We start from the raw sequence: 13,216 nt of genomic DNA, 5'->3' as shown, positions 1-13,216 counted from the left end.
CTGAGTACCTCTCCCTGATTTACGCTTGCATGATTCCAAACAATTCGTAATCTGTATACAAAAATCTGCAAGGAAAAACGAAAATGTCTGATTTTGTGGAAATTATCGAGGTTTCAGCAAGAGACGGAATACAAAACGAATCCAAGATTTTAAGTTCGGATACGAAATTGGAGCTGATTCAGCGTGGAATTGACGCGGGGTTGCGGCGTTTTGAGGTTACCAGCTTTGTGAATCCCAAGCGCGTCCCACAGATGGCCGATGCCGATGAGGTTGCCGCTGGGCTACCCCGCACAACAGATGCGCGGTTTATCGGGTTGACGTTAAATACACGCGGGTTTGAGCGCGCGATGACGGCGGAACTGGATGAAGCGAATTTCGTTGTTGTTGCTTCTGATACCTTCAACCAACGCAATCAAGGTGTCCCGACCCAAGAGAGCATCAACGCCTTTGCCAAATCCAAAGCTCGGGGAAATGGAAAGATCGACGTCGGGATCACGATTGGTGCGGCCTTTGGCTGCCCCTTTGAAGGTGAGGTTCCCGTCAGCCGACTTATGCAGGTGGTTGAAGGCTGTATGGCGCATGACCCGTTTGAACTTGCATTGGCAGATACCATTGGTGTCGCCACCCCTAAGGACGTGAAAGACCGGGTCGCAGCTGTCAAGAATGCATTTCCCGACGTGCGGCTGCGGCTGCACTTGCACAATACGCGCAATACGGGGTTCGCCAACGCGTGGGCCGGGATAGAGGCTGGCGCCAGCAGCCTAGATGCGTCTTTGGGCGGCGTGGGTGGATGCCCCTTTGCGCCCAAAGCAACCGGAAACATCGCCACCGAGGATCTGGTCTATATGCTAGATCGGTCCGGGATACGCACGAATGTATCGCTGGATAAAGCGATCGAAGCTGCGGAATGGTTGGAAAAACAGCTTGAAAAGACAGCACCCGGTATGGTCATGAAAGCCGGGGGATTCCCAACTGGAGGACAGACAACATAATGGATAGCGGTAGCAGACCCCCAGCGACAGATACCGCTTATGATGCCCTTCGTGCGCGTATCCTATCGGGTGAGCTTGCCCCTGGTGAGCGTTTGGTTGAACAAGCGCTGGCCGAGGCTCTGGGCCTAAGCCGCACACCTGTGCGCGAAGCAATTCGTCGCCTTTTGCATGAGGGTTTTGTCGAGAAGGGTCAGGGATACAGCACCCGGGTTGCTGAATTTCCTGAAGAAGAACTGGCCCAGCTGTTTGAGATCAGACGCCGTCTGGAATGTTACGCCGCAGGGCGTGCGGCAACCATGGCAACGGACAAAGAGGTAGCGCAATTGCGGCATCTGTCAGACCAGATGTCCAAGCATACGCCGCCAAATTCGCCAGAAGAATACAATATCATTTCTGCGGCCAATACGGAATTTCACCGGATCATCTATGAAGCGGCGCGTTCCCCCCGACTGACGGCACTGATTGCGTCAGCTGTAGATGTAGGTGTCGTGGCACGGACCTACTATAGCTATTCTGAGACCGACCTGTTGCGCAGCGCACAACATCACAATGAGATTGTTGATGCCATCGCCGCACACGCGCCTGAGTGGGCAGAAAGTGTGATGTCCTCGCATGTTTTAGCGGCGGCAAGTTCCGCTTTTCAGAGGCATAAGGAAGCGACGGAATAACGGTGGAGTGTCGCGCCAGCATTCCGCCATCAACCAAATAGGTTGACCCCGTAACAATCGACGCCTCATCACTGGCTAGAAACAATATAATGTTCGCGACCGCATCTGGCGTTGCATAACGTCCCAACGATGTATTGGATACCATTGCGGTTTTCACCTGATCCGGTGACCTGGGTGCCATACTTTCTTCTAACAATCGCACCATCAGCTATTCTACATGCGCTTGATCTCGACAGCGGCAGCGTTGCGACGGAGGCGGCATTGGTAGGCCCAGTATTGGATCGATCCGATGTAGAACTCACGAACTTCGACTTCAGTTATCTCAATGCAATTGTTCAAAATACCAACCTTACGGAACGGAAAATTTCTCTTTTCAACAAATGCCAACAACAAATGACTGAAGACGAAGTCACACTGATCTGTCTGATCGCATCAATCCGGGGCATGCCTTGCCCCATCAGACCTTCAACCTATCATAACTTCACGACAATCTCTTCGGGCTTGGGTCTCTTAATGGCCATCTCTGGTCCTCCGCTTTCCTAACTATAGGGGCGGACCACTTCAAAGGGGGAGGCTCAGTACCGTTGGAGATCGCCAATGTGCGCATGGGAAAGAAACAACACATGAGATGATCCCCAATATTTCTTTTTATTCCCAAACCGATTCATCCTGTGCCCGATCCACCAGATGCCGAAACTCAACATCTAGGTAGGTGTGGATGCCATCAACCCGAGTTGATGATCCGTCGGTTTTCGAAAAACTGATTGGCCACAGTCAAATATCCCCACTGCACCCTCATCTATACGTGATTTAAGTGAGAGGGTGCTCTCGCAAACCGGTGCCATCCGGCAATTTCATAAAATTCCCGGTAAGTTCAATTTGTTCTCACGGGCACATTCAATTGCGTCCTCATATCCCGCATCAGCGTGGCGCATTACGCCAGTAGCAGGATCATTCCAGAGAACCCGCGCGATGCGACGATCTGCATCTTCCGACCCATCACAGCAAATCACCATGCCAGAATGTTGGGAAAAGCCCATTCCCACGCCGCCGCCGTGATGCAGCGATACCCATGTTGCTCCTGACGCGGTGTTCAGCAATGCGTTCAGCAGCGGCCAATCGGATACAGCGTCAGAACCGTCTTTCATGGATTCCGTTTCGCGGTTTGGTGACGCGACGGAGCCTGAATCAAGATGATCACGCCCAATAACAATCGGCGCCTTCAGCTCGCCGTTGCGGACCATTTCATTGAACGCTAGCCCCAGCTTGTGACGCACGCCCAGACCTACCCAGCAAATCCGCGCGGGCAGCCCCTGAAATGCAATACGCTCGCGCGCCATGTCCAGCCAGTTGTGCAGGTGCAGATCTTCAGACAAGATCTCTTTCACCTTGGCATCCGTTTTGTAGATGTCTTCGGGATCTCCCGACAGAGCCGCCCAGCGGAAAGGTCCGACGCCACGACAAAACAGTGGCCGGATGTAAGCAGGCACAAAACCGGGGAAATCAAAGGCATTTTCAAGCCCTTCTTCCAACGCCATTTGGCGGATGTTGTTGCCGTAATCGACTGTTGGAATGCCAGCAGCGTGGAAGTCGACCATCGCTTTGACTTGCACTTTCATGCTGGCACGTGCGGCTTCTTCGACTTCTTTCGGGGCGCTTTCGCGTTTGTCTTTCCACTGGCCCATCGTCCAGCCTTGCGGCAGATACCCGTTGACAGGGTCATGCGCTGACGTTTGGTCGGTCACGATGTCAGGGCGAACGCCGCGCCGGACAAGTTCGGGAAAGACATCCGCTGCGTTGCCCAACAGGCCTACGGATTTGGCTTCGCCTGCGGCTGTCCACCGCTCGATCATCTCTAGCGCTTCGTCAAGCGTCTCGGCCTTTTCATCTACGTATTTGGTCCGAAGTCGGAAATCGATGCTCTCGGGGTTACATTCAACGGCCAGACAACACGCGCCGGCCATCACAGCTGCCAAAGGCTGCGCGCCACCCATTCCGCCCAATCCACCAGTCAAGATCCATTTACCTGCAAGCGAGCCGTTATAATGCTGACGCCCTGCCTCGACGAATGTCTCGTAGGTGCCTTGAACGATGCCTTGGCTGCCGATGTAGATCCATGAGCCGGCGGTCATCTGACCATACATCGCCAGCCCTTTCTTATCCAATTCGTTGAAATGGTCCCACGTCGCCCAATGTGGCACAAGGTTCGAGTTGGCGATCAATACCCGAGGCGCATCCTTGTGCGTTTCAAACACACCGACAGGTTTACCCGATTGCACCAGTAGCGTCTGGTCTTCTTCCAGGTCCTGTAACGTTGCAACGATCTTATCGAAATCTTCCCAAGTACGAGCAGCGCGGCCGATGCCGCCATAGACGACCAATTCATGTGGGTTCTCTGCGACGTCTGGGTGCAAATTGTTCATCAACATGCGCATTGGTGCCTCGGTCAGCCAACTTTTCGCTGTGATTTCGGTGCCGGTGGCAGGATAGATGTCACGGGTGTTCTTACGAGAATTGCTCATGATGTGCCTTTCAAAGTAGCAGCCAATGTTGCCAATATAGTTTGAAGATGAGGGCGCAGTTGGTCGGCCTTGGCATCGTCGTATTCCCAAGGTGCGCATTGTGTTTTGAGGTAGGTGCTTTGTGCCAGCTCCATTTGGATGGCGTGCAGACCCTCAGCCGGCCGTCCATAGCGCCGCGTAGTCCAACCGCCTTTGAAACGCCCGTTGGTTACAGATGTATAGCCAGCCGCCGAAGCGCATATGTCTTGCGTGGTGCTTTCAATTTCAGGCGCGCAGGTTGTTCCGATGTTGGTGCCAATGTTGAAGTCAGGCAGCGTACCGTCAAATAGGTAGGGAATATGCGACCGGATCGAATGGCAATCATACAGAATTGCAAACCCATGAAGGGCACGCACGCGGGTCAGTTCCGCCTCCATCGCAGCATGGTAGGGCGCGTGAAACGTGGCGCGGCGCTGCGCTACTTCAGCTGGTGTCGGCGCGGTTTCCCAAATGTCGTTTCCGTCAAAGTCGGTCAATGGAACAAGCCCGGTTGTGTTCTGTCCGGGATAAAGTGAGATGCCCGCAGGGTCACGATTGGCATCAACCACATAACGGTGAAAGGTTGCGCGCACTGTCGTGACACCTTCCAAAAGCCCGTCATAGAGCCTGTGAATATGCCAATCCGTATCATCCAACCCGCGCCCGCGCGCGTTAAGCTGCGCAAGCAGTTCGTTTGGTACATAAGTGCCCGTGTGTGGTAGGCCCAGAACGATTGGGCTGTCGCCGCGTATGGTCTCTACGGGTTTCATGCACGAAGTTCCGGCATCGTGATACCTGTGCTGGCAGTGACTGTACCGTTGCCAACCAGTTCTGTGGCTTTTTCGATGTCCGGCGCAAGGTAACGGTCGTCTTCCAGCGTATCAACATGCGTGCGAAGAGCAGCGACAACAGCGCGCAATGGCCCACTCGTTGCCAGAGGTGCGCGAAATTCGATGCCTTGCGCAGAACAGAGCAATTCAACGCCCAAGATACGCTCAAGGTTTACAATCATCCGTGACAGCCGGACAGCACCATGTGCGGCCATGCTTACGTGATCCTCCTGGTTGGCCGACGTCGGTGTGCTATCAGTCACACAAGGGTTTGCCAGATGTTTGTTTTCCGACATCAACGCGGCGGTGGTCACTTCGGCAATCATAAAGCCAGAATTCAAGCCGGGGTTTGGTGTCAGAAAAGGCGGCAAATCATGGCTTAGGACCGGATCAACGATCAGCGCGATCCGGCGCTGTGCAATCGCACCAATCTCGGCCAGGGCAAGCGCAATCATGTCAGCGGCAAAGCCTACGGGTTCAGCGTGGAAATTACCCCCCGATACGATCAGGCCGGCCTTGGTCAGCACCAGTGGATTGTCCGTCGCTGCGTTGGCCTCAACCTCAAGCGTGCGCGCAGCCATGCGCAACACATCCATCGCCGCCCCTGTCACCTGTGGCTGGCACCGAATGCAGTACGGGTCTTGAACGCGCATATCGCCTTCCAGGTGGCTTTCGCGGATCACGGACCCATCAAGCAATGCCCGCATTGTCGCTGCCGCATCAATCTGGCCCGCATGACCGCGAAGCGCATGAATTTCAGGCTGCAAAGGTGAGGTAGACCCCATGATCGCATCGGTGCTGAGTGCAGAAGTGACGAGTGCGGCGTTCATCGCGTTCCAAGCGCCAAACAGACCAGCAAGCGCAAACGCAGTGCTGAATTGCGTACCATTGATCAGCGCCAGACCTTCTTTTGCACCTAGCACAACAGGCGTGAGGTCAGCGCGCTTTAGGGCCTCGGCCCCCGATAATGTTTCACCCTCGTATGTGGCTTCGGCATGGCCCATCATCACGGCAGCCATATGCGCCAACGGGGCCAAATCACCAGAGGCTCCGACCGAACCTTGAACCGGGATCAACGGTGTTACGCCCCGTGCAAGCATCTGTTCAAGCAATTCTACCAGTTCCATCCGCACACCAGATGCGCCACGCCCCAGCGACAATAGCTTGAGTGCCATCATCAGCCGCGCATGCGCCTGCGGAATTGCCTCACCCACACCGCAACAATGCGACAGGATCAAATTGCGTTGCAGTGTCGCAGTGTCCTCGGATTCAATCTTGACCGAGGCAAGTTTGCCAAAACCGGTGTTCACACCATAGACCGCCTCAGTGCCGCTTGCCGCCGCCTCGATGCGGGCATGCGCGTCTTGGATGCCTGCATGGCTGGATGGATCCAGCGTCACAGCAGCGCCATCGCGAAAGACCTGCGCAAGATCAGAAAGGGTCACTTGACCGGGCGTCAAAGTAAGGTTGATCATGTCAGCGCTCCAAAAATACGTTTGTAAAGAGGATTGAACCCGATGCGGTAGCTCAACTCGGCTGGGTGCTTGATGTCCCAAACGGCAAGCTCTGCGCACATGCCTTTTGCAATAGCACCTGCATCGTCCAGCCCAAGCGCGCGTGCGCCATGTTGCGTGACACCCTGCAACGCTTCTTCCGGTGTCATACGGAACAACGTGCAGCCCATGTTCAACGTCAACAACAACGAATTGAGCGGCGAAGAGCCCGGATTAATGTCGGTCGCCAGCGCCATCGGCACATTATATTTGCGCAGCAGATCTATCGGCGGCGCTTGAGTTTCACGAAGCGTATAGAACGCACCCGGCAAGATCACAGCGACTGTGCCAGACTGTGCAAGCGCCACAACACCTTCTTCATCAAGATATTCGATGTGATCGGCTGATAATGCGCCATAGCTTGCTGCCAGTTTCGCACCGCCCAGATTGGAAAGTTGTTCGGCATGCAGCTTGACGGGCAGCGATAATTCCTTGGCGACATCAAAAACACGCGCAATCTGTGTTGGATCAAAGGCAATGCCTTCGCAGAACCCGTCGACCGCATCGACCAGACTTTCGGTATGCGTTGCACGTAATGTCGGGATGCAAATCTCATCAATATAGGCGTCATCCCGCCCTACATATTCCGCTGGCGTTGTATGCGCGCCTAGAAACGTTGTTCTGACACGAATGGGCCGGTTTACCTCAATCAGGCGGGCAACACGCAACATGCGCAGTTCAGTTTCTAAATCCAGACCATAACCAGACTTAATCTCGATGCATGTCACGCCTTCGGAGATCAGCACATCAACACGGCGCAGGGCATCTTCAAGCAGTTGCTCTTCACTTGCTTTTCGCGTGGCTGTCACGGTGGACACAATCCCGCCCCCTGCCCGCGCGACTTCCTCATAGCTTGCACCGTTTAGCCGCATTTCGAATTCAACCGCCCGATCCCCGCCATGCACAATATGCGTGTGGCAATCAATCAACCCCGGCGTAACGATCCGCCCACTCATGCTGTGCTTTGCAAATCCGATATACGAACTTGGCACCTCTGCCTCTGGACCGACCCAAGCAATCAGACCACCCTCCAGCGCAATCGCTGCGTTTTCGATCATACCGTAGGGGGTGCCGGTGGCGGTCATTGTGGCCGCATGCAGATCCGTCAAAAGCTGAGGCGTTTGGGGCATTGCATCGTCCTTTCTGTCATATTTCTCCTTTTCTTGTAAAAACCATTGTGCAATATGTCTATACATAAATACAAAATAAGTAGGGTATATAATGATCTTTGCACATCAGGCCTTGTTGTCGACGGGTTGGGCGCAAGACGTACGCCTCACGCTTATCGGCGGATGCATCCAGAAGATCGAAACAGATGCGCATGCACAGGCGGGCGATATCTGCGTTGATACGCTGCTACCAGCTTTGGCCAACCTGCACTCCCATACCTTCCAACGCGCAATGGCTGGTATGACCGAAGTGCGCAAATCAGGTAGAGACAGCTTTTGGACTTGGCGTGATCTGATGTACCGCTTTATGGATCACTTGACCCCCGACCAGCTTGAAGCAATTGCCGCCCTTGTTTTCATGGAAATGCAGGAAGCAGGGTATGCCAGTGTCGGTGAATTTCACTACGTCCACCACCAGCGTGGCGGGATGCGCTATGATGCACTGGCAGAGCTGTCGTTACGTGTTATGTCCGCCGCTTCGCAATCTGGTATCGGGCTTACCCATCTTCCGGTGTTGTACACATACGGTGGCGCGGGTCAGGTCCCGCTAGAAGAAGGTCAACGCAGGTTTGGCAATGACATTGAGCAATACAACGCGCTGGTGGAAGGCGCCCGTACTGGGCTTTCCAACCTGCCCAACGATGCAAAGATAGGTATTGCACCACATTCCTTGCGTGCCACATCACCCGACGATCTGACCGCTGTCATTGCTGCACACAAAGGCGATCAGGTTCACATTCACATTTCCGAACAACCCAAAGAAGTCCGCGATATCCAAGCGTGGCTGGGCGCGCGTCCGATAGATTGGCTGTTGTCGAATAACGACGTCGCCGCGAACTGGTGCCTGATCCATGCCACGCACATGACAGATGACGAAACACGCGCTATGGCAGCCTCTGGCGCTGTGGCTGGCCTATGCCCAATCACAGAAGCCAATCTAGGGGATGGTCCATTCAATGGCCCGGTTTATCTGGAGTCGGGCGGAGCCTTTGGTATCGGGTCGGATTCCAACGTCAATATTTCGCTCACAGAAGAATTGCGCACGTTAGAATATTCCCAGCGCCTGCGCGATGGGGCCCGCAATGTCATGATCGTTGGTGAAGGGTCCGTTGGGCACACACTGTATACAGGTGCCGCAAGCGGTGGCGCACAAGCGCTGGGGCGTGATGCAGGCGAAATCGCCATAGGCAAGCTGGCCGATCTTGTGGCGATCAATACGGACTCTATGGCATTGTGTGCGCTGACGCAGGACCAAATCCTCGATGGGTTGGTTTTTGCGGCAAAGGACACTGTTGTGACCGATCAATGGTCCGCCGGCCGCCATTGCGTCAGAGGTGGACGTCATATCGCCCGTGATGCGATCACTGCGCGTTACCGCGCTGCTGTGTCGCAATTGCTCGCTTCGATTTAGGAAAGTGGGCTCAACGTGATTACTAAAACGCAGGCGTCTTCGCCTAATTCATAGGCCATGGGCGCAGTGGCGCACATTGCGGTATCGCCTGCGCCCAAGCGGTCATCCGATTTGACCAATGTTACGTTGCCTTGAATGATATGCAGTATTGCGGTCTGCCCCAATGTCCCCAAATCATGTGCGCCCTTATGCGTCACGCAATGCGCGGTAGCTGCATAGCGCGTGGGATCAAACATCAAATTGAAATCACAGATCGGTCCATCATCCAATGTTGCCACGACAGGTGCTGCACCATCGAAGGTAACTGGTACGGCAAAATCCGCAGGCCAGACCTCGCCATCGCTGTGCAATTTCATTCCGTTGCCCTCAATTACCGTCAAGATGCGGGTCAGCCCGGCAAAGCTGGAAAACGGTCCGGGTGTTGCGACATCCGCCATGCTCAACCGCCAAACAATATCGTCTTTGTCCATTAACGAAGCGATATTGCGGGTTATCCCGCCCCCGTTTTTCCAAGGCACATCGATCAAGTCCGCTCTTTTCAGAATCCGCATCATGTTTCCTAGCCTTTGCTTCAAGCACTTATCTGGTATTGTAATATTGAATAGACATATTGGACAGTACATTGGGTAATGCATCTGACGCAAAGATCGGCTTTCATGACATCAAACAGGAGGTCATCCGCCGTGTACACCGTGGCATCTGGGCCCCCGGAAGCCTGCTGCCAACAGAGATTGAGCTTGCCGCCGAGTTCGGATGCGCAAGGGCAACGGTTAATCGCGCGATGCGCGAACTTGCGGAACAAGGATTGGTAGAACGCAAGCGCAAAAGCGGAACGCGGGTCAAGACATCCCCTGTCAGATACGCCCGTTTCGAGATTGAGTTGGTGCGACGAGCTGTCGAAGACATGGGGGCAAAGTATCGATATGCCTTGGTCCACAAATCAATCGAGGCCGCGCCAGATTGGGTTATTTCGCAACTTTCACTGGGCCCAGGCGAGCAGGTAGCGCACATAAAGTGCATGCATTATGCCGACAATCGCCCTTTTCAGTACGAAGAGCGTTGGATCATAATATCAACCGTACCAGCTATTCTGGAGGCCGATCTGGAAACTCAAAGCCCAAATGAGTGGCTTTTGAACGAGGTCCCGTTCACCGACGCTGAAATCACGCTGTCTTCCGTCGCGGCTGATGCGGCACTCTGCGAATTTTTGGCTACCTCGCAGGGAACTCCGCTCTTTCGGTTAGAACGCACGACGTGGCTAGACAGCAAGGTCGTTACCTATGTTCGCATGACATTCAGGCAAGGTCACAGCATGACGACACGATACTGAAAGTGGCTTTGTAATGCAGGCGTGAATTGACAGGTCTTCTATAATTAAGATGGGCATATAAATAATATGTATGCGCTTAATGAAGGGGCGCCATCATGATGAGAACCCGCGCCGCAGTCGCCGTAAAAGCAGGCCAACCGCTTGAGATTATGGACGTCAATCTAGAAGGCCCCAAGCGCGGCGAGGTCTTGGTTGAGATCAAGGCCACGGGCCTGTGCCATACAGATGAATTCACTCGTTCAGGCGATGACCCCGAAGGGATTTTCCCGCCATTCTAAGCCACGAAGGTGCTGGCATAATGTTGGAGGTCGGCGAAGGCGTGACCAAGTTGGAAAAGGGCGATCACGTGATCCCGCTTTACACGCCGGAATGCCGCGAATGCGAATACTGCCTGTCGGGCAAAACCAACCTGTGCCAAAAAATCCGCGTCACGCAAGGCCGTGGCCATCTGCCAGACGGCACAACACGATTTTCGATGCTGGATGGCACGCCGATCCATCGTTACATGGGCTGCTCTACCTTTGCCATCCACACCGTTGTGCCCAAAATCGCGTTGGCCAAAGTGCGCGCACTTGGGCACCTCGGGGCAATCACATTGATCTAAGGCGAGCCCGCTCTACCCTATCAACGGCCACCGTTATCAAAGGCTTATATCCTAGGTGACATGACCCGCGAAAGCCTGTTTCTAAAACCTCAGTCGGGCTACGACGACGCGGACATAACTGTACGTCTAGGCGCGACAGTCACCAACATTGATCCAACAAACCAGCAGTTATCCATCGGTGACGAAGTCGTCTCATATGATGAATTGATCTTGACGACAGGTTCCAGCCCAATTTGCCTTCCTGCCGCAATTGGTGGCGATCTGGAGGGTGTATTCTGTGTGCGTACCCTTGCCGACATTGATGCGATGGCCCCAAACTTTCATGAGGGACAGCGCGTCTTGATTGTCGGTGGCGGCTATATCGGACTTGAGGCAGCAGCCGTTGCCGCAAAGCTTGGTTTGACTGTCACGATTGTAGAAATGGCCGAACGGATTTTGCAGCGGGTTGCCGCACCGCAAACGTCTGGGCCGCGGTTGTTGCGCGTCCTTCCCAATGGGCGACACGCGTATCCGCCTTGAGAGCGTCCCAAATGCGATTGATCAAGCCGAAGTGGTCGCTGCTAACATCCTGGGCGCAAAAACCGCCTATGTTGCGAAACCGTGGTTCTGATCGGATCAGTACGATGTGGAATTGCAGATTACCGGATTGAATACAGGGTACGACAACGTGATTACGCGTCCGGGGGACAAGCCGGGATCGGTGTCTCACTGGTACTATCGCGGGGCAGAATTTCTGGCGGTGGATGCTATGAACGCGCCACGTGAATTCATGGTTGGCAAGCGGTTGATCGAGGCAGGAAAATCGCCTGACCCTGACGTTATAGCGCTGCCTGAAACTGTTCTGAAATCACTCTTGTAAGAAATGCCGCGCACCCTCAATCGCGCGCACGGCATCTGCATTATTCAAGTGCTTTGGGGCCGCCGATCAAGTATCAACTTTGTCTGCGCCCAACATCTTTCCCATATACCCTAGGAAATCCCAAATTGTGCCCTCGAGATCTTCAGGTGCTAGAAAACCATGCTGCATGTAGCGTGTATTTTGTGATTTTTGCAGCGTCTCAAGTTTTGCCTTGTCTTCAGCGTTAAAGGATTTGCACAGGTCAACATATGCGACAACTTCGGGATCTTCGGGGTCTGTCTTAAATCCAGAAACCCCCCATCTGATCGCGACCTTATCCGTGCCAGCAGGGCGCAAACACAGGTGCAAGGTATAATTGGCCGCGACGGCCGTTACAAAACTTGGGAAGATGTTGAACAATACTGAGTTACGTTGTTCATCTTCGGTCATGTCCTCATGGAACGGACCGCGCGGCGGGAATGCCGGATCATAATAGGACCGATAAGCAGTCCAACGATCTTCACCGGGAACTTTCTTGCAAAGCTGCGTCGGCGTCATTGGCTGCAACGTTTTTGGATGTGTCGCGAACAGGTGATACCCTTCCATGAAGTTCTCAGTCAGGTTCTTCCAATTGGTGTTCCACACTGTTTCTTCACTAAACAGCAGGTTGCGCCCTTCGTTGTGGTAGTTGTGCAAGATGTCATCAAGTTTACCCAACTGCGGCGCAAGCGGATCGGCGTTGCCGTCCAGATTGACGAAGATGAAGTTGTTCCAAATTTCGGTTTTTAGTTGTGGCAGCGCACATCTTTTAGGATCAAGGGTTTGGATCTTTTTCATCAGAGGGGCTGTTTTTAGCGCGCCGTCCGTATTGTAGGTCCACGCATGATAACCGCAAACAAAGCTGCGCCGATTGCCGCGCGCTTCTGTCTCGACCATGTTGCCACGATGACGGCAGACGTTTGACAAAACGTAAATCTCGCCGTCGTGACCACGCGACACCAACAATTGCTCATCCACCAGTTCAGTCGTGAAAAAGTCACCTGCATTTGGCACTTCACCGACGTGACCAAGGCAAACCCACTCGCGGCGAAAGACATGTTCGCGTTCGAGCTCATGGAAATCATCAGAGGTGTAAAAGCTTGGATGCATCGTGCGGGCATTTTCCCGATCCAAGGATTTCAGATCCGTAAGTTCCTGACGCAGTGCGTCGGCTGTGTTTACTTTCGCGTACGACATGAGCTTCCTCTGACTCTAAAACTGTGATCACAGATAACTAACACT

10 protein-coding genes and 4 pseudogenes are annotated in these 13,216 nt (G+C 53.9%); 6 read left to right on the top strand and 8 right to left on the bottom strand.

All coding sequences use genetic code 11. From position 1 onward, the window contains the following. The first annotated feature begins 83 nt into the window (after positions 1-83). Together ABJO75_RS01195 and ABJO75_RS01190 are read left to right on the top strand one after the other, a co-directional pair. Positions 84-992 (top strand): hydroxymethylglutaryl-CoA lyase, encoded by a 909-nt coding sequence (locus tag ABJO75_RS01195; protein ID WP_348432348.1) that lies wholly within the window; start codon positions 84-86, stop codon positions 990-992. Then, the gene (locus ABJO75_RS01190) at positions 992-1,660 is read left to right on the top strand and encodes a GntR family transcriptional regulator (protein ID WP_348432347.1); all 669 of its coding nucleotides are present in this window, start codon (positions 992-994) and stop codon (positions 1,658-1,660) included. Before ABJO75_RS01195 ends, ABJO75_RS01190 begins: the two co-directional genes overlap by 1 nt. Before the next feature lie 31 nt (positions 1,661-1,691). Here ABJO75_RS01190 and ABJO75_RS01185 read toward each other — a convergent pair. The 6 genes and pseudogenes from ABJO75_RS01185 to hutI form a co-directional block, all read right to left on the bottom strand. After that, positions 1,692-1,841 (bottom strand): annotated as a pseudogene (locus ABJO75_RS01185) (SDR family oxidoreductase); the annotation flags it as partial. A 226-nt stretch (positions 1,842-2,067) separates the two neighbouring features. Continuing rightward, positions 2,068-2,181, bottom strand: a pseudogene (locus ABJO75_RS01180) (IS3 family transposase); the annotation flags it as partial. A 333-nt stretch (positions 2,182-2,514) separates the two neighbouring features. Continuing rightward, positions 2,515-4,182, bottom strand: a complete 1,668-nt coding sequence (gene hutU / locus ABJO75_RS01175) for a urocanate hydratase (RefSeq protein ID WP_348432346.1) — start codon at positions 4,180-4,182, stop codon at positions 2,515-2,517. Then, the gene (gene hutG / locus ABJO75_RS01170) at positions 4,179-4,970 is read right to left on the bottom strand and encodes an N-formylglutamate deformylase (RefSeq protein WP_348432345.1); all 792 of its coding nucleotides are present in this window, start codon (positions 4,968-4,970) and stop codon (positions 4,179-4,181) included. The genes hutU and hutG overlap by 4 nt, the downstream gene beginning before the upstream one ends. Continuing rightward, positions 4,967-6,505: a histidine ammonia-lyase gene (gene hutH, locus ABJO75_RS01165; protein ID WP_348432344.1), complete on the bottom strand. Its 1,539-nt coding sequence runs from the start codon at positions 6,503-6,505 to the stop codon at positions 4,967-4,969. The genes hutG and hutH overlap by 4 nt, the downstream gene beginning before the upstream one ends. Continuing rightward, positions 6,502-7,713: an imidazolonepropionase gene (hutI, locus tag ABJO75_RS01160; RefSeq protein WP_348432343.1), complete on the bottom strand. Its 1,212-nt coding sequence runs from the start codon at positions 7,711-7,713 to the stop codon at positions 6,502-6,504. Before hutI ends, hutH begins: the two co-directional genes overlap by 4 nt. A 91-nt stretch (positions 7,714-7,804) precedes the next feature. Between hutI and ABJO75_RS01155 the strand changes: the two genes are divergently transcribed. Beyond that, entirely contained in the window at positions 7,805-9,163 is a 1,359-nt protein-coding gene (locus ABJO75_RS01155) for a formimidoylglutamate deiminase (RefSeq protein WP_348432342.1), read from the top strand. Here the strand turns inward: ABJO75_RS01155 and ABJO75_RS01150 are convergent. After that, positions 9,160-9,714 (bottom strand): HutD family protein, encoded by a 555-nt coding sequence (locus tag ABJO75_RS01150; RefSeq protein WP_348432341.1) that lies wholly within the window; start codon positions 9,712-9,714, stop codon positions 9,160-9,162. The two genes, ABJO75_RS01155 and ABJO75_RS01150, sit on opposite strands and share 4 nt — an antisense overlap. A gap of 71 nt (positions 9,715-9,785) precedes the next feature. On the opposite strand from ABJO75_RS01150, the gene ABJO75_RS01145 reads away from it, so the two are divergent. The 3 genes and pseudogenes from ABJO75_RS01145 to ABJO75_RS01135 all read left to right on the top strand — a co-directional run bounded on the left by ABJO75_RS01145 (position 9,786) and on the right by ABJO75_RS01135 (position 11,956). Next, positions 9,786-10,493 carry a GntR family transcriptional regulator gene (locus tag ABJO75_RS01145; RefSeq protein ID WP_348412821.1) on the top strand — a complete coding sequence of 236 codons (708 nt, stop codon included), beginning with the start codon at positions 9,786-9,788 and terminating at the stop codon, positions 10,491-10,493. Between the two features lie 98 nt (positions 10,494-10,591). Continuing rightward, positions 10,592-11,061, top strand: a pseudogene (locus ABJO75_RS01140) (alcohol dehydrogenase catalytic domain-containing protein); the annotation flags it as partial. Then, positions 11,056-11,956, top strand: a pseudogene (locus ABJO75_RS01135) (FAD-dependent oxidoreductase). The pseudogenes ABJO75_RS01140 and ABJO75_RS01135, both read left to right, overlap by 6 nt. A gap of 66 nt (positions 11,957-12,022) precedes the next feature. Here the strand turns inward: ABJO75_RS01135 and ABJO75_RS01130 are convergent. Further along, positions 12,023-13,171, bottom strand: coding sequence for an aromatic ring-hydroxylating dioxygenase subunit alpha (locus ABJO75_RS01130; protein ID WP_348432340.1), 1,149 nt, complete (start codon positions 13,169-13,171; stop codon positions 12,023-12,025). Positions 13,172-13,216 lie beyond the last annotated feature (45 nt).

This window comes from Sedimentitalea sp. (genome assembly GCF_039973035.1).
In the GTDB taxonomy this organism is placed as follows: Bacteria; Pseudomonadota; Alphaproteobacteria; order Rhodobacterales; family Rhodobacteraceae; genus Sedimentitalea.
This window is presented reverse-complemented; position numbering and strand designations above follow the sequence as displayed.

Excerpts from the sequence above, each read along its gene's own strand:
- ABJO75_RS01195 (WP_348432348.1), top strand. The coding sequence starts at position 84 with ATGTCTGATTTTGTGGAAATTATCGAGGTTTCAGCAAGAGACGGAATA.
- ABJO75_RS01190 (WP_348432347.1), top strand. The coding sequence starts at position 992 with ATGGATAGCGGTAGCAGACCCCCAGCGACAGATACCGCTTATGATGCC.
- hutU (WP_348432346.1), bottom strand. The coding sequence starts at position 4,182 with ATGAGCAATTCTCGTAAGAACACCCGTGACATCTATCCTGCCACCGGC.
- hutG (WP_348432345.1), bottom strand. The coding sequence starts at position 4,970 with ATGAAACCCGTAGAGACCATACGCGGCGACAGCCCAATCGTTCTGGGC.
- hutH (WP_348432344.1), bottom strand. The coding sequence starts at position 6,505 with ATGATCAACCTTACTTTGACGCCCGGTCAAGTGACCCTTTCTGATCTT.
- hutI (WP_348432343.1), bottom strand. The coding sequence starts at position 7,713 with ATGCCCCAAACGCCTCAGCTTTTGACGGATCTGCATGCGGCCACAATG.
- ABJO75_RS01155 (WP_348432342.1), top strand. The coding sequence starts at position 7,805 with ATGATCTTTGCACATCAGGCCTTGTTGTCGACGGGTTGGGCGCAAGAC.
- ABJO75_RS01150 (WP_348432341.1), bottom strand. The coding sequence starts at position 9,714 with ATGCGGATTCTGAAAAGAGCGGACTTGATCGATGTGCCTTGGAAAAAC.
- ABJO75_RS01130 (WP_348432340.1), bottom strand. The coding sequence starts at position 13,171 with ATGTCGTACGCGAAAGTAAACACAGCCGACGCACTGCGTCAGGAACTT.